21 protein-coding genes, 1 pseudogene and 2 riboswitches are annotated in these 23,522 nt (G+C 62.5%); of the genes and pseudogenes, 14 read left to right on the top strand and 8 right to left on the bottom strand.

Annotated features, from left to right (window positions below; genetic code table 11):
• Positions 1–17: 17 nt before the first annotated feature.
• The 3 genes from AAIO73_RS19300 to AAIO73_RS19290 all read right to left on the bottom strand — a co-directional run bounded on the left by AAIO73_RS19300 (position 18) and on the right by AAIO73_RS19290 (position 2,981).
• Positions 18–314 carry a hypothetical protein gene (locus tag AAIO73_RS19300; protein ID WP_007406840.1) on the bottom strand — a complete coding sequence of 99 codons (297 nt, stop codon included), beginning with the start codon at positions 312–314 and terminating at the stop codon, positions 18–20.
• Between the two features lie 73 nt (positions 315–387).
• Positions 388–2,355: a cytochrome c/FTR1 family iron permease gene (locus AAIO73_RS19295; protein ID WP_004212871.1), complete on the bottom strand. Its 1,968-nt coding sequence runs from the start codon at positions 2,353–2,355 to the stop codon at positions 388–390.
• Positions 2,355–2,981: a cation efflux transmembrane domain-containing protein gene (locus tag AAIO73_RS19290; protein WP_004212870.1), complete on the bottom strand. Its 627-nt coding sequence runs from the start codon at positions 2,979–2,981 to the stop codon at positions 2,355–2,357. Before AAIO73_RS19290 ends, AAIO73_RS19295 begins: the two co-directional genes overlap by 1 nt.
• Positions 2,982–3,056: 75 nt before the next feature.
• Here AAIO73_RS19290 and AAIO73_RS19285 point away from each other — a divergent pair, with 75 nt between their 5' ends.
• The gene (locus AAIO73_RS19285; protein WP_007406847.1) at positions 3,057–3,476 is read left to right on the top strand and encodes a MerR family transcriptional regulator; all 420 of its coding nucleotides are present in this window, start codon (positions 3,057–3,059) and stop codon (positions 3,474–3,476) included.
• Here the strand turns inward: AAIO73_RS19285 and AAIO73_RS19280 are convergent.
• Both AAIO73_RS19280 and AAIO73_RS19275 read right to left on the bottom strand, forming a co-directional pair.
• On the bottom strand, positions 3,470–4,672 hold the full coding sequence (locus tag AAIO73_RS19280; protein ID WP_345880319.1) for an aspartyl protease family protein: 1,203 nt from the start codon (positions 4,670–4,672) through the stop codon (positions 3,470–3,472). The genes AAIO73_RS19285 and AAIO73_RS19280 overlap by 7 nt on opposite strands.
• A 289-nt stretch (positions 4,673–4,961) precedes the next feature.
• Positions 4,962–5,534: a recombinase family protein gene (locus AAIO73_RS19275; RefSeq protein ID WP_007407197.1), complete on the bottom strand. Its 573-nt coding sequence runs from the start codon at positions 5,532–5,534 to the stop codon at positions 4,962–4,964.
• A gap of 492 nt (positions 5,535–6,026) precedes the next feature.
• Here AAIO73_RS19275 and AAIO73_RS19270 point away from each other — a divergent pair, with 492 nt between their 5' ends.
• The 7 genes from AAIO73_RS19270 to AAIO73_RS19240 all read left to right on the top strand — a co-directional run bounded on the left by AAIO73_RS19270 (position 6,027) and on the right by AAIO73_RS19240 (position 13,492).
• Positions 6,027–7,007 (top strand): hypothetical protein, encoded by a 981-nt coding sequence (locus AAIO73_RS19270; protein WP_037447557.1) that lies wholly within the window; start codon positions 6,027–6,029, stop codon positions 7,005–7,007.
• Complete coding sequence (locus AAIO73_RS19265; protein ID WP_035386815.1) at positions 7,004–7,612, top strand: zinc metalloprotease; 609 nt, start codon at positions 7,004–7,006, stop codon at positions 7,610–7,612. Before AAIO73_RS19270 ends, AAIO73_RS19265 begins: the two co-directional genes overlap by 4 nt.
• Before the next feature lies 1 nt (position 7,613).
• Positions 7,614–8,093, top strand: coding sequence for a hypothetical protein (locus tag AAIO73_RS19260; RefSeq protein WP_231376736.1), 480 nt, complete (start codon positions 7,614–7,616; stop codon positions 8,091–8,093).
• Positions 8,094–8,920: 827 nt separating this feature from the next.
• A riboswitch (cobalamin riboswitch) is annotated at positions 8,921–9,152 on the top strand.
• Between the two features lie 128 nt (positions 9,153–9,280).
• Entirely contained in the window at positions 9,281–11,260 is a 1,980-nt protein-coding gene (locus AAIO73_RS19255) for a TonB-dependent receptor plug domain-containing protein (RefSeq protein WP_345880306.1), read from the top strand.
• 11 nt (positions 11,261–11,271) lie between these two features.
• Positions 11,272–11,826: a hypothetical protein gene (locus AAIO73_RS19250; RefSeq protein WP_051749615.1), complete on the top strand. Its 555-nt coding sequence runs from the start codon at positions 11,272–11,274 to the stop codon at positions 11,824–11,826.
• A gap of 1 nt (position 11,827) precedes the next feature.
• Entirely contained in the window at positions 11,828–12,757 is a 930-nt protein-coding gene (locus tag AAIO73_RS19245) for a cobalamin-binding protein (protein WP_037447548.1), read from the top strand.
• A gap of 103 nt (positions 12,758–12,860) precedes the next feature.
• Positions 12,861–13,061, top strand: a riboswitch (cobalamin riboswitch).
• 182 nt (positions 13,062–13,243) lie between these two features.
• Positions 13,244–13,492 (top strand): hypothetical protein, encoded by a 249-nt coding sequence (locus tag AAIO73_RS19240; RefSeq protein ID WP_119587874.1) that lies wholly within the window; start codon positions 13,244–13,246, stop codon positions 13,490–13,492.
• A gap of 366 nt (positions 13,493–13,858) precedes the next feature.
• Here the strand turns inward: AAIO73_RS19240 and tnpC are convergent.
• Positions 13,859–14,575, bottom strand: a pseudogene (gene tnpC, locus AAIO73_RS19235) (IS66 family transposase); the annotation flags it as partial.
• A 94-nt stretch (positions 14,576–14,669) separates the two neighbouring features.
• Positions 14,670–14,903, bottom strand: coding sequence for an arylsulfatase regulator (locus AAIO73_RS19230; protein ID WP_236626754.1), 234 nt, complete (start codon positions 14,901–14,903; stop codon positions 14,670–14,672).
• Between the two features lie 364 nt (positions 14,904–15,267).
• Here AAIO73_RS19230 and AAIO73_RS19225 point away from each other — a divergent pair, with 364 nt between their 5' ends.
• Both AAIO73_RS19225 and AAIO73_RS19220 read left to right on the top strand, forming a co-directional pair.
• Positions 15,268–15,789 carry a TonB-dependent receptor domain-containing protein gene (locus AAIO73_RS19225; RefSeq protein WP_093067816.1) on the top strand — a complete coding sequence of 174 codons (522 nt, stop codon included), beginning with the start codon at positions 15,268–15,270 and terminating at the stop codon, positions 15,787–15,789.
• Complete coding sequence (locus AAIO73_RS19220) at positions 15,789–17,489, top strand: alkaline phosphatase D family protein (RefSeq protein ID WP_062348204.1); 1,701 nt, start codon at positions 15,789–15,791, stop codon at positions 17,487–17,489. The genes AAIO73_RS19225 and AAIO73_RS19220 overlap by 1 nt, the downstream gene beginning before the upstream one ends.
• Here AAIO73_RS19220 and AAIO73_RS19215 read toward each other — a convergent pair.
• On the bottom strand, positions 17,482–17,751 hold the full coding sequence (locus AAIO73_RS19215) for a hypothetical protein (RefSeq protein ID WP_004212913.1): 270 nt from the start codon (positions 17,749–17,751) through the stop codon (positions 17,482–17,484). The genes AAIO73_RS19220 and AAIO73_RS19215 overlap by 8 nt on opposite strands.
• 171 nt (positions 17,752–17,922) lie before the next feature.
• Here AAIO73_RS19215 and AAIO73_RS19210 point away from each other — a divergent pair, with 171 nt between their 5' ends.
• From AAIO73_RS19210 to AAIO73_RS19195, 4 genes are all read left to right on the top strand, one after another.
• Positions 17,923–18,105, top strand: coding sequence for a hypothetical protein (locus tag AAIO73_RS19210; protein WP_143058613.1), 183 nt, complete (start codon positions 17,923–17,925; stop codon positions 18,103–18,105).
• A 419-nt stretch (positions 18,106–18,524) separates the two neighbouring features.
• Positions 18,525–20,981 carry a TonB-dependent receptor gene (locus AAIO73_RS19205; protein WP_093067849.1) on the top strand — a complete coding sequence of 819 codons (2,457 nt, stop codon included), beginning with the start codon at positions 18,525–18,527 and terminating at the stop codon, positions 20,979–20,981.
• On the top strand, positions 20,981–22,099 hold the full coding sequence (locus AAIO73_RS19200) for a glycerophosphodiester phosphodiesterase (RefSeq protein ID WP_004212909.1): 1,119 nt from the start codon (positions 20,981–20,983) through the stop codon (positions 22,097–22,099). The genes AAIO73_RS19205 and AAIO73_RS19200 overlap by 1 nt, the downstream gene beginning before the upstream one ends.
• Positions 22,100–22,764: 665 nt before the next feature.
• Entirely contained in the window at positions 22,765–23,145 is a 381-nt protein-coding gene (locus tag AAIO73_RS19195) for a response regulator (RefSeq protein WP_345880288.1), read from the top strand.
• The last annotated feature ends 377 nt before the right edge of the window (positions 23,146–23,522 follow it).

The following is a 23,522-nucleotide window of genomic DNA, read 5'->3' as shown; positions in this document are numbered from 1 at the left end:
CACGCCCAAATCGGACGTCAGGCTTGGGGGGGCCTCAAATGGACCATGCCGGTGCGGCCGTCGAGCGACGCAGAGGCGGAGATTGTCGGCTTGGGCACTGTGAGGACGGGGGTATATTCCATCGTCGTGCGCGCAGGCGCGCCGACGTCGTGTCCGTGACAATAATTGTGATGATGCGGGACATTCTTGTCCGAGTCCGATGGCACCTGATCGATGTCACCGGCGGTATGGACCGTGAACTCAACGCCCGCGATGCTTCCCCCCGCCAGATCGGCGGCATGGGCCATGCCGGAGAAGCTGGTCAGGACCAGCATCAGGCATGTCAGGAAAGGCAAAAAGGCTCGCACTAGCTTGCCTCTATCACGGAAGGGTTTTCATGTCATTGCACTAATTCGAACCAAGGGTCACTGAGCCGGAACCCGAGCGGGATCGGTCGCGCCCGTTCCAGGCGAACCCGACCGCAATGGCGACCGCCATCAGGAGTTGCGCCAGCACCGATTGCCAAGTGGGAAACACGCCGAGCATCGACAGCCGTGGCACGTCCGCGAGCGGTGCGATGTTGATAAGGCCGGCTTCCTGGAGCGCGGCGACGCCTTTACCCGCCAGCACGACGGTCAGGACCGCCATGAGCCAGGAGCTATAGCGGAAGAACTGCGCGATCGGCAGCTTGCGACTGTAGCGAAGCATGGCCCAAGCGATCAGGCTGAGCAGTCCAATCGCCGACCCGGCCCCCGCGAGAAGCATCCCGTTGTCACCTTGCGCCGAAAGCGCGGCATAGAACAGGATCGTCTCGAAGACCTCGCGATAAACTACGACGAACGCCAGCCCGAACAGGAACCAGCCCGACCCGCCCGAGAGCGCCCGCGACATCTTCTCGCGAATATAGCGCTGCCACTGATCGGCCTGCGCCTTGCCGTGCATCCAAATCCCGACCGAGAGCAGCACGACCGCGGCGAACAGCGAGCCAAACCCTTCCGTCAGCTCCCGGCTCGCACCGCTGATCCCGATCGCATAGGTGGCGACCGCCCAGGTGATCCCGCCCGCGATGATCGCGCTGACCCAGCCGCCATGCACGTACCGCAGCGCCTCGCCGCGCTCGGCTTTACGCAGGAACGCGATCATGGCGACAACGATGAGCAGGGCTTCGAGCCCTTCACGCAGCAGGATCGTGAACGCGCCCAGGAACGTGGACGCTTCGGTGGCGGCATCAGGCGCGAGCGCCGCTTCCGCATCGTCGAAAAGGCCGCCCAGTACTGCGACCTTCTCCGCGAGATCATCGGGCGACGCGCCCCGGTCGATCGAGGCGCGGAACTCCCCCATCGCGCCCTCGATTCGACCCATCAGCGTCGCGTCGCGCGCGGTGAGTGTTGGCTCGATCGGCTCGAACCCATCGAGATAGGCCGACAGCGCCAGCTCTTTCGCCATGCGCGCATCGCCGCGCCGCGCAGCCGCCACGCTTTCGGCGAGTTTGGCGCGGGCGACCGCGAGCGAGCCGGGAGCCTGTTGTATCACCTGTTCGGGATGACGACGCAGGAACGCGAGCACTGGGTCAGCCTTGGCGTCGCCGATCGCCGCGCCGAGCGCGGCCGGGGTGAGCGCGACCAGGGTTTTCAGGTCCGGAATGCGCCGGCGAAGGGTCGGGTCGGATTTCCAAAGCCGCTCGCCTTCGCGCGCCTGCGCATCCGTGAAGGCGAAGCTCCCGGCTCGGAATGCTAACGCCCAGCGCTGATCGTTGGGCAGATCGGCGAAGCTCTGCATCGCGGTCCCGTCGATGCCTTGCGTCACCACCTGATAGAGCGCGAACACGCTGCGCTGGCGCGCGCGCTCGGCATCGGTGAAAGCAATCGGGGGCGTAGCGAGCTTGGCGGCGTCAGGGCCACGGCCGTTGCCCGTCATCCCGTGGCAGGACGCGCAGGATTGTCGGAACAGGGCATCGCTGGAGACGAGGTTCGGAGCCTTATCGGGCGCGAGCGGCACCGGGTAGGCGCGCAACAGATCGGCCGCGAGCCCGTGCGCCAATGTTGCCACCTGTTCAGTCGGTCCCTTTTCCGCGATCACCGCCTGGAGGTTGGCAGCCCGCTGGATGAGGGCTTGACGCTCCGGCTTCGCCGGCAGGCCCTGAAGCCGTGTCGAGACCGACGCGGCGAACTCCGTCATCTCGGCATATTCCGACGTGCTCTTGATCCGACCGTTGGCGACCGCGCCGCCATAATCGACGGCCATATAGTCGAGCAGCCGCCATGCGGTTTGCACGTCGCCGGGTTCGGCGATTGCCGCAGCAGGGATCAGCAGCGCCGCGAGCGCGGAGAGCAGCCGCAACGAGAGCATTGCCCGGATCAACGCGAGCAGACGCACTACCGCTCTCCCAATTCGCGCCGAGCGCCAGTGACGATTTCATAAGCGGAGTGGAGGAACAGGAGGGCGATGAGGCCGGCGACGGCGAGGTCCGGCCAGGCGCTTCCTGTCCACGCCACCAGACCGGCCGCGGCGATCACCGCCACGTTGGCGAGCGCGTCGTTGCGGCTGAACAGCCAGATCGCGCGAACATTGGCGTCCCCTTCCCGGAAACGCGCAAGCACCAAGGCGGACACGACATTGATCGCGAGCGCGACAACGCCGATTGTGCCCATCAGTTCGGCATCGGGCGCGGTTGCGTTCAGGGCGCGCCAAATCGCGAAACCGATTACGCCCACGCCAAGCGCACCGAGAAACAACCCCTGCGTCAGCGCGACCTTTGCCCTCGCCCGTGCGGACCAGGCAAGCGCGAGAAGACCGATAAGGCTGATCGACCCGTCCCCGAGAAAATCGAGGGAATCCGCTTTCAGCGCTTGGCTATCGGCGATGAACCCGCCGAACAGCTCGGCGACTCCGAAGCCGAGGTTGAGCACCACGACGGTCAGCAGCGCACGGCGATAGGCCGGATCGGTTTGCGCGCGCGCGGGCTCCCCGTGGCACCCGCAGCTTTCGGTAGAAGCATTCATGCGGCCTTCCTTACCACCTCCAGTCGCTGTAGAAGCAAGCGAAATGTGCGACACGTTCGCATAAGCAAGGATGGCATGATGAAGCCGGTGATGATTGGGCAGCTCGCCAGCGAGACCTCGACGAAGGTGACGACGATCCGCTTTTATGAGTCGATCGGGTTGCTCCGATCCGCCCCTCGCACGGCGTCGGGTCGCAGAACCTACGATGCCAGTGACATTGAGCGTTTGCACTTCATCCGCAACGGTCGCCGGCTTGGCTTCTCCGTCGACGAGATCCGTTCGTTGATGGGGCTGGCGCAGAACCCGGACCAGGATTGTGGTGCCGCCTCAGCTATCGCTGCTCAGCACCTCAAGGATGTGGAGGAGAGACTGGCGCAACTCGCGGTGTTGCGGGATGAGTTGGCAATGCTCAGCCAGAGCTGCACCAAGGCGCGCATGGCCGATTGTCGGATCATGAAGGCGATCGGCAAAGGCCACCCTCAAGCCGATCAATAATAATCGGCCAGCCTGAGCTCGCGCACATCACCCGAGGCCATCGTCAGCTTTACGAGGGTGCCAGCAGGCCGGGAGCGCACTTGCCAGAGCTCCCCACGCGTATAGTTCGCATCGATCGAATGGCCGTTCACCGCCACGATCCGGTCGCCGACCGCCCAGCCAGCCTTTTCCGCGGGACTGTTCGCCGCCACATGAACAACGGTGAGCGCCGTTGGTGAGGCTGCGAGGCCAAGGCCGCTACGGTCCTTCAGCATCGGCAGGCGACGACGAGGACCGAGTGGCCGGAGCCACACGAATCCGGCGGTCACGTCGAACACCACGTCGAATTGAGCGATCAGCGGTAGGCCGACATTGCCAACCGTGCTGGTGGAGAGCCAAGCTCTCATCCCGAGTGTGGGGACGTTCGAGACGCCAAGCCCTTCGATGTTGATGTTCTGGATCGTGAAAGCATCGTTGATACGCACACCATCGACGCCGCCGATCGCCGCGGTCGAGACGAGCTTCCCGTTCAACAGCCCTTGATCGCGGGCATAGGCCGACGAGAGCATCAGCGCGGCCGAGCTGCCAAGATCGATCATCAAGGGCACGGGAGGCAAACCCGAGACGGAAGCTCGAATGAACAGCTCCTGCTTGGCACCGCGCCTGAGCGCGACAGCGCGCCAGTCGGGACCGGCGAGAAACGTGCCTGACTTGACGACCGCCATACGCCTTTTCGCGAAATCGAGCGCGATGCAGCTACCCGTGAACATATCGGCACCGAGGAGGATATCGATCGGTCGTCCGAAGGCCGCCGACACTGAACTCAGATCACCAACGACGGCAAAGGGTAAGCGACGGGTTTCGCGGGCGAGCTGTACGTCGATGTCGCGGACCAGCAGCACCGGGGCCTTGGCGCTCAGCCCGCTAATCATGCGCCGCTCACCATCGTTCAAGCCGAGCTTCGCCGCGAGCGCCGTGCTCATGATCGACGCGCCGCTGCCACTGTCGAGCACCGCCCGCACCGGCACTCCGCGCACTTGTGCCGAAACAAGGAGGGTATCACCCGTGCCGACTTCCAGCGGCTCCCATTCGAGGTGAGCCGCACCGAAGTTCCACGAGCCCGCAGACCGGGAAGTCTGTCGCGCGAGCGTTGGAGAACCGAGCACCAAGCCGGTTCCACAGGCCACCAGCCGCGCCACTAATGAGCGTCGAGACATACCGATTGCTTCAACACGGGCCGTCAAAAAGCCACCTCCAGCCCCCCGTCCGCAGGAGAGCAAATTGCGGTTACATGCTCCAGCCACTGGAGGAGCAAGTGCTTTTGGTGCGCCCGAAAATCCTCAGAAGCGCTTGGAGAACTTTAGATGAAGGATGGTGCAGACCGCTTAGATGCCTTCCCGATAACGAACGGTTCCGGGGGACGCTGGGCCGATCGGGACCGCGAACGGTGTAAACGCTCGCGCTAAGTGGCGGCATTCTGATCGCGCTATTTGTCGGCGAGCGTCGCTACGCGGCTACCGGCTTGGTCTCGGCCGATCGCACATAGGCGTAGAGTGTTGGCTTGGAGATGCCGAGCATCGAGCAAATCTTGGCGATCGGCATCGTGTTCTCGTGGTAGAGCCTGACGGCCAGGTCGCGCTTGTCCTTGCCGAGTGCGGCCGGCCGGCCACCCTTCTTGCCGCGAGCGCGGGCTGCGGTGAGACCGGCCTGGGTCCGCTCGCGGATCAGGTTGCGCTCGAACTCCGCCAATGCCCCGAACAGGTGGAAGGTAAGCTTGCCCGACGTGGTGGTCGTGTCGATCGCCTCGTGCAGGCTCAGCAGCCCGACCTTTTCCTCGTCGAGGTAGGTCATCCATCCGATCAGATCACGGAGCGAGCGGCCGAGCCTGTCGAGGCGCCAGACCACCAGTGTGTCGCCGGCGCGAAGCAGCTCCTTCACCTTTTCCAATCCAGGGCGAGCGGCAGTCGCCCCGGAGGCCTTGTCGGTGATGACCTTCTCGCAGCCGGCAGCCTTCAGCGCATCACGCTGGAGGTCCAGGTTCTGCTCGGCGGTCGATACGCGGGCGTAACCGATTTTCATGCGTAGGGCCGGTGGCGCCCCGATCGGGCGCGGTTTGGGAAGAAAGTCGTCATCGGCAGGTCTATGTTGCCCTAGTTTTCTTTACCGGGTAGATTTACGTCGAACAGGCCGGTTTGGCAACGCGAGCGGACTCGCATGGCGATGGGCAGGCAAATCTCCGTTTTCCTTACCTGCGACACGGACCGTCGGCGGTGACGCCTGGCGCCGCCGCCTTTCCCGAAAAGGATCCCATGCGAGACGGGATCGCTACGCGTTGGGGTGTCATTCCGCCCCCAACCGGACCCAGCCACCAGCGGCGCATTTTTCAACAGCCCCGGCCGTTTGTTGAACAACCGTCCTTAACAATCCGAGTGTCCGGGCAAAAAAGGCTTGCAATGTAGGATTCTAAATCGTTCACCCTTTGTTCCGTACTCATGGTGAGTCGGGCTTCGCAGGGGAACGGGTCGCTCCAGCTCCAGCGGGGATGATGAATGTAACGAACCAGGAGGATGTATGCGTAATCGCTTAATCCCGTCGGGCGCTCTCGCCTGCGGCGTGGCGGCTCTGTCGCTGCTCACGTCCGGCGTGGCCGCCCAAGAAACGAGCACACCGCCCGCCACACAGGACGAGGCCGTTCCTCAGGCTGACCCGGCTGTGGTCAACGCCCGCCAGAACCGAACCGATGATCAAGCCGTTGCCGGTTTTCTCGATCGCAAGCGTGAGCGGCAAGCCCGCCGTGAAACCGCTCTCGGTCGCCGTGGTGCCGGTGGGGACCAGCAGGAGCTGCGTCGTCTCTACCGTGCGCTCAACATCCCTCGTCCTAACCCGCGTGCACAAATCTCGGCCGCGAACCAGTCGGCGCTGGCGGAGAGCTTCGAGACTGACTCGATCCAGCTTCTCCAGTCGCTCGACTTCAAGCCGGCACGGGTGCGTCGCCTCGCGGATGCCGGGCTCAACCCGCTTCAGGCGGCCGCAGCCTATACGCGTGGGACAGCGAGTGTGACGGACTACGCGTTGCTGTCCGACGTTGTCGCGGTCGCCCGGGTTGTCGAAGTACGGAACGAGCGGCTGGGCGACGGTTTCCGTTCGACGGTGCTCCTTGAGATCACCGACTCGATCCTCGGCCGTGCTCCCAATCGGCCGATCGCACTTCGTCAGCGCTCGGGCGAGGATGAGAATGGTCAGACGCTGCGGGTAACGAGCGAGCTTCAGGCCGTCGATGGTCAGAGCTACCTCGTGATGCTGTCCGCGGGGCTTTATGGCCAGCTTGCCACCGAGGGAGCTGGAAATCCTGCTGCTTCCGCACGGGGTGCGGCCAGGAACTATGTCCAGCTCGGGCCAACGTACCTCGTCCAGGGCGACACGCTGACGCCGGTCGACACGGGCGAGGTGTCCCCCACGACGCTCTCGCAACTCAAGGCAACGCTCGCGCCGGTCGCGCGGGCTCGGAACACCGCGGATGACGCCGCGCCGGCGCAGGAGACGGTACAGTGAAGAAGATCACGCTCATCGCGGCCTTGGCCGCCATCATCAGCTCGGGCTCCGCATCGGCGCAGACGATCGGCCCGCGCTGGCCGACCACTACCAAGTCGGTGTACCTGCACATCGCCATGCCGGCGGGCTGCGACCCTGCCCTCGGGCGAGCGGTCAGCAACTGGAACGCTCAAGGGTCGCGCTTCTACTATCAGTGGGACGCGGCGAATAACCTGACCACCACGCGAGGGACCGAGACCACGGCTCAGATCGTGACCGTGGAGGACGGCTATCCCACCAACTCGACCGCCCTCGCGTCGACCAACCTGTGGACCAGCGGATCGACCATCACCCAGGCAGACGTGATCGTGAAGGCCGATTACCTCTGGTATTATGGCGATGAGTCGGGTGGGCGGTTCCATTGCCCGTCTACTCGGTCGAGCCCTCCTTCCGGCTCGTTTGATTATGAGTCGACCATGACGCATGAGCTCGGCCATGCTTTGGGCTTCGGTGAAGCCAACAACACGGCGTGCGTCATGCACTATAGTCAGCCGGCGGGCGTGGTGCGTCGCACCCCGTGCTCGACGGAGACGACAGCGCTTCGCAACGCCTACGGAGTGCGGTGATATGAGGGTCGCGGTGTGGTCGGTAGCGGGATTGCTGCTAGTGTCCTGCTCGCCGAACGCACCGCAACCCGAGGTCCCGGCCGGCTGGAAGTCGGTCGGGATCCCTTCGTGCTGCACGGTCGCCATTCCATCAGATGCGACTCTGAAGGCGGGAAAGGACCCGGTAGACGATCCGGTGTTCCTGCTGCGCGGGCCGGGCTACGAAGGCATGTTCACAGTGACAGGCCGAGGATCGGCGCTGCCGATCGCGAGCTCCGGGACCAACTACAAAGCGGATCAGCTCACGCTCGACGGCCGCCCCGCAGGCGTAGCTTCCTACCGTGTCGCCGACCCGAACTATCCCGAGCGCCGCAGCCTTCTGTGGACGTTTGCTGGGCGGAACGACGGATCGGGGAAGAACCTGGTGCTTGATCTTTCCTGCAAGGAAACGGGTTGTGCCGTATTCCTGCCTATGATCGGCTCCCTCGACGCAAAACCATGAATACTCGCTGCCTTATGGGTCAATGCCGACCGGGAAGCCGATCCGGCTTGTCGGCCGGCTGGAGCGTTCGTTATGGGGCGACGACGACTTTGGCCGGTTCCAGCTAGACGACGCCGCGGTCATCGCAGTCGACGGGCCACGTTGAGGCGGGCCCGGCTGGGCCGAAGGTCGAGCCCACGGGTTGGGTAGGCGGGATAACGACGCAGCCGCTACGATCGGGGCGGTTCCTTTATACCGGCTGGGGCATGAAGAGAATCCTATCCCGACCATTGATCCCATTCGGGACGGTCGCGGCCAGCGCGCTTCGACTGGTTCAGTCGTAAACGTATATCTGTGCCCGCTCTATGCGCCACCCGCTGTTCGCAAAAGCCTTCCTTTCTGACGACCTTGCCGGCGGGCCATGGTAAGCGTCCGGTCGAAACCGTTGTCGGCAATGGCCAGTTTCGGGATGCGGGTGGCGGCACCGGAATGACCGATTGGAGGGTGGGTGTGCGCCGGTCGGCTTTTAGGCCGCGCATTCAATATAGAGGACATTGAACCGGCGACGAAGTTGGACCGTATGCGATCTGTCCGGCTTGCGCATTAGAAACTAAAATGCTGCCGTACGGCTTCCGACACCATTCGCGATATTTAAGAAAGGGTTGAGAATCGATCTCAGACGAAAGCGAAAGCTGGTGCCAATCCAAAGGTCGACGGATCAACATCTGGGCGTTTCAGTTGGTGACCTAAACAGATACGATGGATTAAGTTCACCTACCCCCTAAAACGGCGACCATCGTCTTGCTGCGTTGCTCTGGAACTGCGCGCTTGCCGCTCATTCGACCAAAGTCTATGAGACGAGCGTCGGCAGAATCAAATGTCGATAAAGCGTGCCGGTAACGGGAACGCAGTGAGGTCTCGATAGGCCAATTCTGCGGCTGTCCCTGCAACTGTAAGCGGCGAGCGCGTAACATGGGTGGGGTTGGCTCCACAACCACTGGGCGGCAATTGTCGTCTGGGAAGGTATGTTTCGTGCGACAACCCGTGAGCCAGGAGACCGACCGGCGCGTGTCGCTCTTGCCGGGCTCATGGGATTGGCCAGGCGCGAAACGAATTTCGTCCGGGCGACGAGTAGCGGTTGGAGCCGCATCGGCAGGACTGCCGGGGGATGCACGCGTCCGTCCCTAGCAGTCTCGTCGACCGCACTCGTGCGGACGCTCCGGCCAAGTCGCCCGGCGCCCCGGAAATTCGTTCTCATGAAATACATTCACCTGTCGCTTCTGTCTTCCGTGCTTCTGCCGGCTCCATCGCTCGCTCAGACCATCGATCCCGCTGCCGATCCAGAGACATCCAACACCTCGATCGTCGTCACCGGGAACCGCGCCACCGATCCCATGCCGCTCGACCGGATCGGCGGATCGGTCACCGTCCTCGACGAGCAAATCCTCGACCGGAGGCAAGTCCGCGAGGTGTCCGACGTGCTCCGCGACGTCCCAGGGGTCGCGGTCGGACGGGTTCCCGGTCAGACACAGCTTCGGTTGCGCGGTGCTGAAGCCAACCATACGCTCGTCCTCGTTGACGGGATCGAGGTGTCGGATCCCTATGCCGGCGAGTTCGATTTCGGAACGCTTATCGCCGACGAGGCTTCGCGGATCGAGGTGCTGCGCGGACAGCAGAGCGCGATCTACGGGTCGGACGCGATCGGCGGCGTCATCCAGTACATCACTCTCGACGGCCGCGATGCGCCCGGGGCGGTCGCGCGGATCGAAGCCGGTTCGTTCGGCATGGTGAACGGTGCTGCCCGGATCGCTGGATATAGTGGCGATCTCGACTACGCGCTGTCCGCCACACTCAATACCACCGATGGCACGCCAGGCGCCCGGAACGGCACGCGCGATCTTGCGAACGACAGTGGTGCGGTCTCGCTGAAGACGACGTTCGCGCCATCAACCAATGCACGCCTCACTGGTGTATTACGCTACGCGCGCACCAATGCCGAATTCAACGACAGCGATTCCGATCCGGGAAGTCCGACCTTCGGATTCCAGGTCGATAGCCCCGGCAACCGCTTCGAGAACGAGGCTATCTATGTGCTCATCAGGGGCGAGCTAGACTTGCTCGACGATCGCTGGACCCAAGCGTTTTCGGCCCAGATCGCGGATACCCGGCGCGACGGTTTCGCTTCGACTGGACGCAGCTATGGCAGCGAGGGCCAGAGGTTGAAAGGGTCCTACGATACGACGTTGCGTATCGAGGCTGGCGGTCTGACCCACCGGGTCACGGCGGCTCTCGATGTCGAACGCGAACGCTTCCGTAACACCGATCCGACCGGCTTCGCATTCACCGGTCGCCGACAGATCGACAATGTCGGTCTCGTCGGCCAGTATGCGATCGATCTCGGAGACCGAGCGAGCGCGTCCGCATCCATCCGCAGGGACTGGAACGACCAGTTCGCCGATACAACCACGTACAGGCTTCAGGCGAGCTATCGGATCGCTGCGGCTACGCGAGTGCGCGGGGCCGTCGGATCGGGGGTGAAGAACCCCTCGTTCTACGAACTATATGGGTTCGTGGACGGCCGTTTCATCGGCAATCCCGACCTCAGGCCCGAGAAGTCGAGCGGATGGGAGATCGGGATCGACCAGTCGCTGTTCGGTGAGCGCGCTTCAATCGGGGTCACCTATTTCGAGAGCGAACTGGACGAAGAGATCTTCACTTCTTTTCCGCCCCCGAACTTCGTCGCCAGCCCTGGCAATCGCGATACCGTATCCAAGAGAAACGGCGTCGAAGTGTTCGGCGAGGCGCGCTTCGCGGAAGCTTGGCGCGTCAATGGAGCCTACACCTATCTGCGTTCCCACGAGGATGGCGCGCGCGAAGTGCGGCGGCCCTCCCATACCGCCAGCCTGGCTGTCGACTGGCGCGCTCCCAAGGATGCCGGAGGGGTCACGCTCGTTGCGCGCTACAATGGAGAGACGATCGACAGCGCTTTCATCGATCCCTCGTTCGTGCCGGTTCGCGTGCAACTGGACGACTACTTTCTGCTGAACGTCAACGCCGACGTGAGGGTGATGGATAATGTCGAGCTGTTCGGCCGAGTCGAGAATTTGACGGCCGCCGATTACGAGGATGTCTTCAGTTTCGCGACGCCCGGACGCTCGTTCGCCATTGGCGCGCGCGCGCGTTTCTAAGGAGAATTTCGATGACGGATGAAATGATAGCAAAGTCCGACATTGCGAGGTTCGCATGGCCTGTCACACTTGCCTTGGCGACGGTGGGCGGATCGCTGGTTGCCGCCTGCATGATGCCGTTCGTGGCTGTTACGATCGTGACCGCCGCGACCATGCGCCGCTCGCTCGCGTTAACGACGATCCTCGCGATCTGGGCGACCAACCAGTTGCTGGGGTTCACCGTCCTCGGCTACCCGCACACGGGATATGCGTTCGCCTGGGGCGGTGCGCTGGGCATCGCATCTATTCTCGCCATGCTCGCCGGTGCCATCATCATGGGAGAACAAAACGAGCTGAGCACCCTCCGGACATTTGGCGCCTTTCTGATCGGCTTCGCTGTTTACGAGGCTGCGCTATTCGGGTTTGCTTTGGTGGTAGGCGGGACAGAGACTTTCACGATGGCGATCGTGGGACAGATCTTCGCGAACGATGCATTATGGTTCGCAGGACTGTTGTTGGCGTCCTGGCTCCTCGCCAGAGCCGCTCCCACGCTATTCGGACCTTCTCCGCGAATACGGTTCGCCTGACATGGCGCAGCCGCGCATCGTGTCCCTCCTGCCGAGCGCGACCGAAATCGCCGTCGCACTCGGATTGGGAGAGAGCCTCGTCGGTCGCTCGCACGAATGCGATTATCCGCTTTTCGTAAAGGCATTGCCGGTCGTCACGTCGACCAGACTCGAGAAAGGACTGACGTCGCGGCAGATCGACGACCGGATCCAGGAAATCGTGAGGCAAGGACTGTCGGTATACGAAGTCGATACCGCGCTTCTGCGGGACTTGCGGCCCGACCTCATCTTGACCCAATCGCAATGCGCGGTCTGCGCGGTCACCCCTGCCGATCTGGAAGAAGCACTCGGCGACTGGATCGGAACCGCCCCGACGCTGCTGTCGCTGGCACCCGATACATTGGAAGATGTATGGAGCGATTTCGCTAAGGTCGCCGAAGCGGCGGGAATTCCCGAGCGTGCATCATCGGTCGTCGGTGACTTGAAGGAGCGGATGTCAGGGCTATCCCGAAGTAGCGCGGAGAGGATGGATCGCCCGCGTGTCGCCGCGATCGAATGGATCGATCCGCTGATGGCTGCAGGAAACTGGGTACCCGAACTAATCGAGGCGGCCGGCGGTCACCCATTGTTCGCGCGAGCCGGAGAACATTCCTCGTGGCTGAATTGGGACGACTTGATTGCCGCCGATCCCGATCTGATCGTTGCGATGCCCTGCGGATATCTGTTGCCACAAACGCTCGCCGATCTGGGGTCGCTCGTCGACCACTTCGGTTGGAAAGACCTTACCGCGGTTCGCAAAGGGAAGGTCTTTGCCGTTGATGGCCACCATCTTTTCAATCGTCCTGGCCCACGACTCGTCGAATCGGCTGAACTGATCGCGCAGTTGGTTGGGGCGACGCCAACACAGGCATTGGAGATGGGACGGGATTGGATCTCCATCGATGGGGTTTGACGATGTTTTTCGCGCTATTCGACGCGAAACGAGCGCATCAGCCCTTGTTTTCAAAGCTGCGTACCGATACTCAAAATCAGCTGCATGCAAAGTTGCGCGCATTCAGCTTCAAGTTCGCACCGGTAACGGGAACACAGTGAGGCCCTCCAAGGTCAAATCTGCGGCTGTCCCTGCAACTGTAAGCGGCGAGCGAGAAATACTGGCGGGTCACTCCGCAACCACTGGACTGATTGTTTGGTTCGGGAAGGTGTATTTCAAGTGATGACCCGCGAGCCAGGAGACCGACCGGAGCGAGTCGCTCTTGCCTGATTCATGGGATTGGTCGGGCGCGGAATCATTTTCGTCGGAGCGACGATAAGCGGCTTGGATTGCTCCGAGCACGCCCGGTCGGCGTATCGCGTCCGTTGACCAGGCTGCTCGGCCGAGGTCCGGAGATCCAAGCCACTATATCGGCGTGAAGGGCTCAGAGCCCACGGAGAAAATACCATGTTCAAAACTAAAACGAAGGTTCTGGCACTCTCGGCTGCAATCGCATTTGGCTCTTCTGCCGCGGTTGCTCAGCAAACGGATATCGGGCCATTTCTACCCGAAGTGGGACAGGCCATAGCTGCGGCCGAGCAAGGTGCGCAAAACATCTGTGCTTCGAATGGCGGTCTGGCATCTTTCAACGTCATTCGCATAATCCAGAACGCCGGTTATTTCGCGGCGCAATTTGAGTATTCATGCAACGGTTGATTCTCAGGCCACTTCGCATTGAATGAGAACGATGAACGGCGCTGGCTTAAACCCGGCGCCGTTTTCGACTGCGGTTCGCGACCGCCCTTTTGTCGACCGCTGACATTCTGAATTTTTCGCGACGATTTGTTGTGTCTCGGAGAGTGTAGCGCGTAGCTGCCGCTATACGATCAACTGTTTTTGGGCGTTCAGATCTCGTACCAGAATGGCTGGGATTGAGGCGCGTTACCAACGACAACCGGTTCTTCATGAACGACCGCTTTTGGCGATAGGTCGAATGCGCTGCTACCACCGAAATGGGGTCGCTTGCTGAATGTCGGCTTCTGGCGGAAAATCGCAGATAGCTGCCATCGGCTCAATGGGTCCTCACGCAGCGTCGGGGTCACTGGAACGAGCCGCCTTCCACGCCCATGGCAGGAGCTCGTCGAGGCGGTTGATGGGATGGCCTTTGCCGATGCGGTCGAGGACGTCGGTCAGCCAGACCTGCGGGTTCACGCCGTTGAGCTTGGCGGTCTCGAGCAGCGAATACGTCGCGGCCGCCCGCTCGCCGCCGCAATCCGCGCCGGCGAACAGCCAGTTCTTGCGCCCGACCGCGATGCCGCGCAGCGCGTTCTCGGCAAGGTTGTTGTCGATCTCGAGCCTTCCGTCCTGGGTGTAGGCGAGCAGCGCTGGCTTCAGCTTGAGGGCATAGCGCAGCGCCTCGGCAAGCGGTGAGCGCGCCGATGCCTGGTCGAGAGCGCTGTCCGCCCACGCAAAGAAGTCGAGGGCAATGAGCTTTGATGCTGAGCGCTGGCGCAGACGCTCCTGGGGAGGTTCACCCTCGATCAACCGTTCGACCTCGTAGAGCTGCGCGATCAGGCCGAGTCCCTTGCGCGCAGCGGATCGATGATCGGCAACAAGCACATCGTGCAGCTTGCGCCTCGCATGCGCCCAGCAAGCGACGGGGGTGATGGGACCCGGCTCCCGGCCTGGGTCGTAGAGCGCGTTGAACCCGGCATAGGTGTAGGTGCTTGCAATCGTAGCGGCGTTTGCTTGCAAACAGAGCCTTTTTTTGCTCGGATTATCTGACAACCGGCTCGGCGATCTGCTCGCGCTATCTGCCAGTGTGCTCGCCATCATCCTGCGCTGCTCGCAATCATAAAGGTCTGCTCACATCCCCTGCCAGCGAAACAGGGCGTCAGCGCGGCACCCGGATGGAACCTTCCGCGATCCCCTCGGCGACATTGGAGAGCATGACGGCGTAGCGATGCAAACCGGGGAAGCGACCAGCGTTCTTGTCGATTTCACCGCCGTATCCGGCGTCGAGCAACGCCTTGAAGTCGGGCATCACGTCGAACATGCCGCCGAGCAGATCGATATCGGAGGCCCCGGTAAGCAACAGGGCGTTCGCATGGGCGTCGAGACGCTTCATCGTTTCCAGCATTTCGGTCCTGGTCATCGCATCCTGTCCGCTTGCGGGGTTCCATCGCCTAGCACGACGCGCCGGCCCTGTTCGCGAAAACCTTCCTTTCTGACGACCTCGCGGGCGGGCCATGACGACAACGCATTTCTGCGGCCCGCCGCTTGTCAGAACTGTTCTGGAAACCTGCTTCGCAAAAGCGCTTGCCGGCTACGGGTTTGGAGAGCCCATTGGCACGGAGCGTGAGCACAACGCCCCGTTTGCAAGCAGCGCCGGATGATGGCGAGCACACTGGCAGATAATTCGAGCAGGACGCTCCCCGCCAGTGGCAGAAAGCGTGAGCAGGAAATCAGGCTGTTTGCGAGCACACGCCGCTATGATTGCAAGCGCCTACACCTATGATGGCGCCACCACCAGCGTACGCACCAATGTGGGCAAGGCGCGCAGCTATGGCGGCGAGGCCAGCTTCACGATCCGCCCGGTGCGCCCGATGACCATCAATTTCGGCGTCGCGCTGCTCGACACGAAGGTCACCGCGATCGAGGCGATCACCGCTGCCGAAAAGGCGCGCCTGGGCAACGACTTGCCGTTCGCGCCGAACATGACGCTGAACGGCTCGATCCGCTACGAGTTCGCGCTGAACGATCGCATGACGCTGACGCCTCAGGTCGATGCCCGCTACGTCGATGCCTATTATGGCGATCTCGACAATACGGCGCCGGTCGGGGACTTCGCGCTCGTCAATGCGCGCATCGATCTCAAGATCGACCAGCGCTGGACCGTGGCCGGCTTCGTGCGCAACATCGCCGATGTCGATTACACGACCGGCGGATCGGCGACGCAGGCATTCAGCGGCACGCCGCGCACCTGGGGCGTTTCGCTCGGGGCGCGTTTCTGATGGCGCTGACGCGGCGCGGCGTTCTTGCGGGATCGGCGGCGGGCGGGCTTTTGCTCGCCGCCGGTCCCGCCGGGGCAAAAACGAACATGGTCTTCGCGCATGGCGTGGCGAGCGGCGATCCGCATGCCGACAGCGTCCTGCTGTGGACCCGCGTGACCGATCCTGCCCATGGGCCGGTCAGCGGCACATGGGAAATGGCCGAGGATGAACTGTTCACGCGCATCGCTGCGCGCGGATCGTTCAGCACATCGGCGGCGCGGGACCATACGGTCAAGGTGATCGCCTCCGGCCTGAAGGCGGGCCGCGAATATTTCTACCGCTTCCGTGCCATGGACACGGTATCGGCGATCGGGCGGGCAAAAACCCTGCCAACGGGACGCATCGATCGTCTCGATATCGTGCTCGCCTGCTGCGCCATGTATATGTTCGGCGAATTTCACGCCTACCGGGCCATTGCCGATCGGGAAGCGGTGGACCTCATCCTCTTCGTGGGCGACTATATTTACGAATATGGCGCCAACTCGATGCCCGCACTCATGGATGTTCGGGCGATCGAGCCAACGCACGACACGGTCACGCTCGCCGACTATCGCGCACGCTATGCACAGTGGCGTCGTGATCCGGCCCTGCGCGACGCCCATGCCCGCGCGTCGTGGATTTGCATGTGGGACGACCATGAAATCGCGAACGACGACTGGATGCATGGTGCCCAGCATCACGATCCGGCGGCCAACGGCGACTGGGAGGAGCGCAAGGCTGCGGCGGTTCAGGCCTACCTGGAATGGATGCCGATCCGCGATCCTGTCACTTCCGATCCCTATGGCATCACCCGCAGCTTCGCGTTCGGCGATCTCGCGACGCTGGCCCTGCCCGAAACCCGGCTCAAGGCCCGCCAGCAGCAATTGTCGCTGGCCAAGGATCTCGACTGGCATGTTGTCGACCGGCGCGGCAGTGGGGAGCGGGTGATATCCGACCCGGCGGAACTCAAGACACTCGACCTCAAGGCCCTGCCGCAAGGCGTCACGCGCGAACCCGATGTCGCAGCCTTCCGCGAGAAACTTGCCGATCCCGCGCGCGAAATGATCGGCGCGGAACAATGCGCATGGCTGGCGGACGAACTGAAGGCCCATAAGGATGCTCGCCGCCCGTGGTTCCTGTTCGGCAGCGCGACCATCCTGTCCAGCTACGTCTATCCCGATCTGACGAAGTTTCCCGATGGCAAGGTAGCGCTGGCGCCGATGTACGCCCTGACGCGCTATGGCCTGCCGCTTCTCAATGTCGATTCCTGGGACGGCTATGCCGGCGAGCGGGACAAGCTGTACGACCAGTTCGAGAAAAGCGGCGCGAACCTGCTCGTGCTGTCGGGCGACAGTCACATGGCCTGGATCAACGAACCCCATCGCGGGGACCGCCGGATTGGTCTCGAGCTTTCCGCCTCCACGCTGACCGGTCCTTCGATCGGGGAACTGCTCCTGCCGTCGGGGCCGGTCGGCGACGCCTTTGTCCACGACAATCGCGATATACGCTGGTGCGACACCAATGCCGTTGGTTTCGTAACGGTATCGCTGACACGCGACCGGGTGGAGGCCGACTTCGTCCGCGTCCTAACGCCGCGCCAGGCGATCGGAAAGCTCGACATCGCGCGCCATGCCAGCGCACGGATCGCCGAAGATGGGTTGAGCGGCTGGGAGATCAGCTGACCGAACGGCACTGCGTCGGAGCGATCCGGCGCAGTGCCAGCAGGCCGATGAGGCCAGCCAGGCATGAGGGCAGCGCGTAGATCGCCCGCAAGGTGGTTTCGCCTAGCCCATGCGCGGCACCCGGCAGGAAGCCGATAAAGGCGAGCGCCGTGAGCGCCCCGAAAACGCCCAGCGCGGCGGCGAGCTTGTTCGCGACATTGAACGGCGCATAGTGCGTGGCAGCAAAGCCATTGCCGCCCGATCGCACCAGATCCGACACCATCGCCCGCAGCAGCTATATAGTCCGCACCCCATGCGAAACTGCGGATGAGCAGATGGGCCAGCAGCAGCGCCCCGGTCCACCCGTGAATCCCCAGTGCCTCCTCTATGAAGAAGAGCGTCACCGCCCCTTCTGCCGCGTCGGCGGCGCCGAGCGCCCGCATAGAGCAACAGGATGAGCACCAGTTCCCGGCGCAGCAGTATCGGGACCAAGGAGTCTCGATTGCCTTGGTACATCCACATCGACGAGGAAAAGACCGCGAGGTCGCTGGCGCTCAAAGGCGCTTTTCTTGCTCCTTTCATGAACGGCTTGTCGCTGACATGGAACGACCGCCTTGCAGGATCTGATGATGATTGAGTTACAAATTACGACGCGGACTTTTTTGTACGAGAGATTCTATCCGTAAAACTGACTCACGGCATAGCAACCGGGCACAACAACTATCGGCTCGGGAGAAAATAGTCTCTGAGCCCAACCCACTATCGTCATTTGCTGCACAATGCCCGATGCTCGCCTGCGAACTTTCCCCTTACCGAAAAGCTTGGGCTACTTACTGAGCGCAGACGGACCAATACACAGCCACGCCTGATATCTCTCGCCGAAATTCGGACCTACACCGCACCTTGACCGCCATCATAAGCGTCAGGACGCAATGCAACATGTCCGCCGCCCAAATGTCATCAAATCGACCCGAAACGGACCGGAAATCGCAACTCGCTCCATTTAACGCGATGCTGCAAGTGCGAAATTGCGCGCTGCTTGGGGGATATTGGGTCATGAATATTTTGCACACGCGTTCGCGCGCCTGCCTGCTAGGCAGTGCCGGCCTGCTCGCTCTGGTAGTAAGCGCGCCCGCTTTTTCGCAGACGCCCACGCCCGCAGCAGACCAAGCGGCGCAGGTCGATGGCGAGGCAACGTCCATCGTCGTGACCGGTGTTAAGGCTACACGCTCTGCGACCGCCATTACCACAACCGAAATCCAGAAGATCCTGCCGGGCGTTGCGCCGTTCAAGGCGATCCAGACCCTGCCGGGTGTCATGTATGTGACTGCCGATCCGTGGGGCAACAACGAGCAGAACGCCTCGCTCTTCATCCATGGCTTCAGCGCTCAGCAGTTGGGCCATACCCTGGACGGCGTGCCGCTGGGCGATCAGAGCTACGGCAATTTCAACGGCCTCTCTCCGCAGCGCGCTATCATCTCCGAAAATGTCGGCAGCGTCGTTGTCGCCACCGGCACCGCGGAACTGGGCATCGCGTCGACCAGCAACCTGGGCGGCGGGATCGAGAATTTCTCCAGCGATCCGCGCCAGCAGATGGGCGCACAGTTGAACCACACTTTCGGCAGCTACGGGACGGCCCGCACATTCGTTCGCCTCGACAGCGGCGAGTTTGGCGACGGCAATAGCGGCTATGTCTCGGTCCTGCGCCAGCGTGCGCGCGCCTGGGATTTCCGCGGCAAGCAGAAGGGCTGGGCCGCCAACGCCAAATTCGTCCATGACGACAGCAATGGCAAGCTGACCGCCTATTTCAGCTATTCCGACAAGCAGGAACCCAATGAGGACGCGACCACCGTCTTCAAGAACCCTACCAATGCGGCGCAGGCCTATCAGCCCTATACCCGCCCCTTCTTCTACCCCGATTTCGCCGGCGCGGTCGCTTATCTGAACGCCAGCGGCAATGTGCCGGCCGCCGAGGCGCAGAATTATCGCAACTATTACAGCGCCGCGATCCGGACCGATTATCTGGGCTACATCAAATATCAGGCCCATCTGTCCGACCAAGTCGACTGGTCGAACCAGGTATATTATCATAATAATGACGGCGCGGGCATCGTCGCCGGACCGATCACGGTCGCGGGCCTGCCCAACCTGTTCTCGCTCTATTTCCCCGGCCAGAATCTGAAGACGGCCACCGGCAATTCGGGCTATGCGATCCGTACCACCGAATATCGCATCGATCGCGGCGGCATCCTGTCCTCGATCGACGCGACGTTGGGCAACCATCAGATTCAGCTTGGTGCGTGGTACGAATATAACAGCTCGGCCGCCTATCGGAACTGGTATGCGCTCAATGTGACCCGGCCGCAGGACTACAACCCCTATTCGCTGCCGCCGCATGATCCGCTGTTCACCCAATATGCCAGCGAGATGCGCACCAATGTTCTGCAACTTCATGTGCAGGACAGCTGGCAGGTCACGCCCAGCCTGCTGGTCCAGGGCGGTTTCAAGTCCAGCCTGCAATTTGCCAGCGGCACCTTCCCGGTCCAGCCGATCATCGGATCGCTGCCTGGTTCGGCAAGCGCCCTGCCCGAAGGCGAGATCAACACCAAGCGCTGGTTCCTGCCCGCGATCGGCGCGAAGTGGGACTTCACCGACAGCGAGCAGGTCTATGTCAACGTGCAGAAGAACCTGCGCCACTTCCAGCCTTATGGCGGCGGCGGCGTCACGCCGTGGAGCAGCGGCAGCCAGGCGGCATTCGACAATCTGAAGTTCAATGGCCGCCCCGAAACCTCCTGGGTCTATGAAATCGGCCTACGCAGCCGCCGGACCATCGACAGTTCGTTCCTGACCGGGATCGAAGCGCAGGTGAACTATTATCATGTCGATTTCAGCGATCGCCTGCTTGGCATCACGCCTCCCGGCGCGATCGGCGGCATCGGCGGCAGTGGCATCAGCGGCGGCACACCCGCCGTGTTCAACGTCGGCGGCGTGAAGACGGACGGTATCGACGCGGCGCTGACGCTGCGCTTCGGGCAGGTCTTCTCGCTCTACAACGCCGTGTCCTACAACCGCTCCATCTACGACAGCGACTATAGCACTATCACTGGCGCCGCGACCGGCACGCGGATCGGCGGCATCGCGACCGTGGGCGGCGTCGTGCCCACCGGCGGCAAGCTGATCCCGGTCAGCCCGAAGTGGATGAACAAGACGGTCGCGACGCTGACGCTCGGCGATTTCGATGCCCAGATGATCGGCGACTATGTCGGCCGCCGTTTCACCACCTTTACCAACGATGCATCGGTCAAGTCGGTGTTCCAGGCCAGCGCCCGGATCGCTTATCGCCTGCCCGCCAGCATGGTCGGCCTGCAAAAGGCAGAGATCAGCCTGAACGTCACCAACCTGTTCGACACGACGGGTGCATCGACGGTGCAGGCGAGTGCGAACACCAACAATTACAATGTCTACCCAATCCCGCCGCGCCAGTGGTTCGCCACATTGTCGGTGAACTACTGATGCAGGACAGGTCGGTATCCCGCCGTTCGCTGCTTCAGGCGGGTGCCGGCCTGACCGCCGCATTTGCGACGGATGTGGGGGCAGCGATCGCCGCCCCTGCCCGTCGCAAGGGTCCGCCGCTGCTCATCGCCCATCGCGGCGCGTCGGCGCTGCGCCCAGAACATACGCTTGCCGCCTATGCCAAGGCGATCCAAGACGGGGCCGACTATGTCGAGCCTGACCTGGTCGCTACGAAGGACGGCGTGCTGGTCGCGCGGCACGAGAATAATATCGCGGAAACCAGCGACGTTGCCGCCCGGGCCGATTTTGCCGCGCGCAAGACGGTCAAAACGATCGACGGCGAGCGACAGGAAGGTTGGTTCACGGAGGATTTCACCTTCGCGGAACTCAAGACGTTACGCGCGAAAGAGCGGCTGGGCGCCATACGGCCCGAAAGCCAATCCTATGACGGCGCATTCCAGATCGTGTCGATGGAGGAAATCGCCGATTTCGTGGCGGCCGAATCCGCCGCGCGCGGCCGGACCATCGGCCTGATCCCGGAGATCAAGCATTCCACCTATTTCGCAGGCATCGGCCTGCAACAGGAGCAGCGGCTGATCGATATCATCGGCAAGAGCGCCTATCTGCAACGCGCGCCGTTCGCCATCCAGTCGTTCGAGGTCGCTAATCTACGCGCGTTGCGCGGCAGGATCGGCGCCTATCCCAACATCCAGCTGGCCCAGTTGATCGGCGACCCGGCCCAGATGCCGGCCGATGTGCAGGCGGCGGGCAACAAGCGCTTCTATCGCGATATGCTGACGCCCGCAGGTCTTTCCGAAATCGCCAGCTATGCAGATTATCTTGCGCCCCATGTCCGGATGATCATTCCTGTGGACGAGGATCAGCGCCTGACAAAACCCACGGGGCTCGTCGATGCCGCACATGCGGCGGGCCTTCTCGTCAGCATCTGGACCTTCCGCCCGGAAAATCAGTTCCTGGCCGCCGATTTTCGCAGCGACAAAGGCGTTTCCGCGCGCAACGAAGAAGGCAGCATTGCAGAGATGCAGCGCTATCTTGCAACGGGTGTCGATGCGATCTTCACAGACGATCCGGCTTTGGGACGGCGTGCGATTTCCTAGGATAGAGAGAATAAAAACTGCCTATTCCAAATTCACCTCTACCGGTCATTTGATCGCCATCTGGACTGGCCAGCCACAGCAAGTCCACTTCTCTTGACCATCTGCAAGCCCGATCGCAGTTTCGGATCTTCGCGCCGCTTGTGGTCGAATTGCAGCCGTTGGTTGGGGGCGTTTGCGGGAGGGGGCGGAATCCTACGCCAAGCTCGCCCAGATAGCCGGCGCGAGATCTTACTTGTAGGCGCTTGCAATCGTAGCGGCGTGTGCTCGCAAACAGCCTGATTTCCTGCTCACGCTTTCTGCCACTGGCGGGGAGCGTCCTGCTCGAATTATCTGCCAGTGTGCTCGCCATCATCCGGCGCTGCTTGCAAACGGGGCGTTGTGCTCACGCTCCGTGCCAATGGGCTCTCCAAACCCGTAGCCGGCAAGCGCTTTTGCGAAGCAGGTTTCCAGAACAGTTCTGACAAGCGGCGGGCCGCAGAAATGCGTTGTCGTCATGGCCCGCCCGCGAGGTCGTCAGAAAGGAAGGGTTTCGGGTCCACCCTCATCGAGCGGTCGCTTCGATCATATTTCCGGGGGCAGGCCGCAACCGACTACCGGCCGGAAGGTTTGGTTTTTCAGTTGGAAGCGCGGCTCGGAGACGCCGCAATCGTGACCGGGAAGTAAGCGTGGGCCAGAGTACGCCGATCGGCACCAAGACGATCCTGATCGTGGAGGACGAAGCCCTGATCCGCTTCGATCTGGTGGACTTCTTCGAGGCCGCCGGGTGGCGGGTGTTCGAGGCCGAGAACGCCGACGACGCGATCCGCATCCTCGACCACCACAAGGAGGTCCGCGCCGTCCTGACCGACGTGCAGATGCCGGGCTCGATGGATGGCGTGAAGCTCGCCCACTACGTCCGCGAGCGGTTTCCGCCGACGGTGTTGTTCGTGGTGTCGGGCCATCTCCATATCCCGGACAGCGAGCTACCGCCTCAGACCACCTTCCTCCCCAAGCCGTTCGATGCTCACCGGCTGCTGCGCCAGTTGGAAGCCGCTCAACCAAGATAGGCCGGTCCCGCGCCTGCTTTGGCGGAGGCTCAGCGGTTCCCACGCATAGAGTGCGAAGCGCGTCGCGCTTCGGTGCTGGCATAGCTGAGGGCTACCACGCCCCCGCTTGGTGGTCATCTCCTTTCCCTCAAACGAAGGTCGCGTGGGACGGCTGACGGCGGGAAGGCGCGCTCGATGGCAACGAGGGCGCCATTTTCCCGAAATGTGTTCCCGATTGGCTTTTCCCGAAACTGCCCGGTGCAGATGGAGAAACGGGACAACCTATGGCCGTCTGATCGACCTCCCCTTGGCGGTCGAAGCTGTTGGCAGATAACGTGAGTGCGACGCCTCGTTTGCGAGCAGCGCCGGATGATGGCGAGCACATTGGCAGCTAATTC

This window comes from Sphingomonas epibiotica (assembly GCF_039615155.1).
Lineage (GTDB): Bacteria > Pseudomonadota > Alphaproteobacteria > Sphingomonadales > Sphingomonadaceae > Sphingomonas.
The sequence above is the reverse complement of the archived record's forward strand: the minus strand, read 5'-3'. Positions and strand labels throughout refer to the sequence as shown.

Excerpts from the sequence above, each read along its gene's own strand:
- AAIO73_RS19300 (WP_007406840.1), bottom strand. The coding sequence starts at position 314 with ATGCTGGTCCTGACCAGCTTCTCCGGCATGGCCCATGCCGCCGATCTG.
- AAIO73_RS19290 (WP_004212870.1), bottom strand. The coding sequence starts at position 2,981 with ATGAATGCTTCTACCGAAAGCTGCGGGTGCCACGGGGAGCCCGCGCGC.
- AAIO73_RS19285 (WP_007406847.1), top strand. The coding sequence starts at position 3,057 with ATGATGAAGCCGGTGATGATTGGGCAGCTCGCCAGCGAGACCTCGACG.
- AAIO73_RS19280 (WP_345880319.1), bottom strand. The coding sequence starts at position 4,672 with ATGTCTCGACGCTCATTAGTGGCGCGGCTGGTGGCCTGTGGAACCGGC.
- AAIO73_RS19275 (WP_007407197.1), bottom strand. The coding sequence starts at position 5,534 with ATGAAAATCGGTTACGCCCGCGTATCGACCGCCGAGCAGAACCTGGAC.
- AAIO73_RS19270 (WP_037447557.1), top strand. The coding sequence starts at position 6,027 with ATGCGTAATCGCTTAATCCCGTCGGGCGCTCTCGCCTGCGGCGTGGCG.
- AAIO73_RS19260 (WP_231376736.1), top strand. The coding sequence starts at position 7,614 with ATGAGGGTCGCGGTGTGGTCGGTAGCGGGATTGCTGCTAGTGTCCTGC.
- AAIO73_RS19250 (WP_051749615.1), top strand. The coding sequence starts at position 11,272 with ATGACGGATGAAATGATAGCAAAGTCCGACATTGCGAGGTTCGCATGG.
- AAIO73_RS19245 (WP_037447548.1), top strand. The coding sequence starts at position 11,828 with ATGGCGCAGCCGCGCATCGTGTCCCTCCTGCCGAGCGCGACCGAAATC.
- AAIO73_RS19240 (WP_119587874.1), top strand. The coding sequence starts at position 13,244 with ATGTTCAAAACTAAAACGAAGGTTCTGGCACTCTCGGCTGCAATCGCA.
- AAIO73_RS19230 (WP_236626754.1), bottom strand. The coding sequence starts at position 14,903 with ATGAAGCGTCTCGACGCCCATGCGAACGCCCTGTTGCTTACCGGGGCC.
- AAIO73_RS19225 (WP_093067816.1), top strand. The coding sequence starts at position 15,268 with ATGATTGCAAGCGCCTACACCTATGATGGCGCCACCACCAGCGTACGC.
- AAIO73_RS19220 (WP_062348204.1), top strand. The coding sequence starts at position 15,789 with ATGGCGCTGACGCGGCGCGGCGTTCTTGCGGGATCGGCGGCGGGCGGG.
- AAIO73_RS19215 (WP_004212913.1), bottom strand. The coding sequence starts at position 17,751 with ATGGTGTCGGATCTGGTGCGATCGGGCGGCAATGGCTTTGCTGCCACG.
- AAIO73_RS19210 (WP_143058613.1), top strand. The coding sequence starts at position 17,923 with ATGAGCACCAGTTCCCGGCGCAGCAGTATCGGGACCAAGGAGTCTCGA.
- AAIO73_RS19205 (WP_093067849.1), top strand. The coding sequence starts at position 18,525 with ATGAATATTTTGCACACGCGTTCGCGCGCCTGCCTGCTAGGCAGTGCC.
- AAIO73_RS19200 (WP_004212909.1), top strand. The coding sequence starts at position 20,981 with ATGCAGGACAGGTCGGTATCCCGCCGTTCGCTGCTTCAGGCGGGTGCC.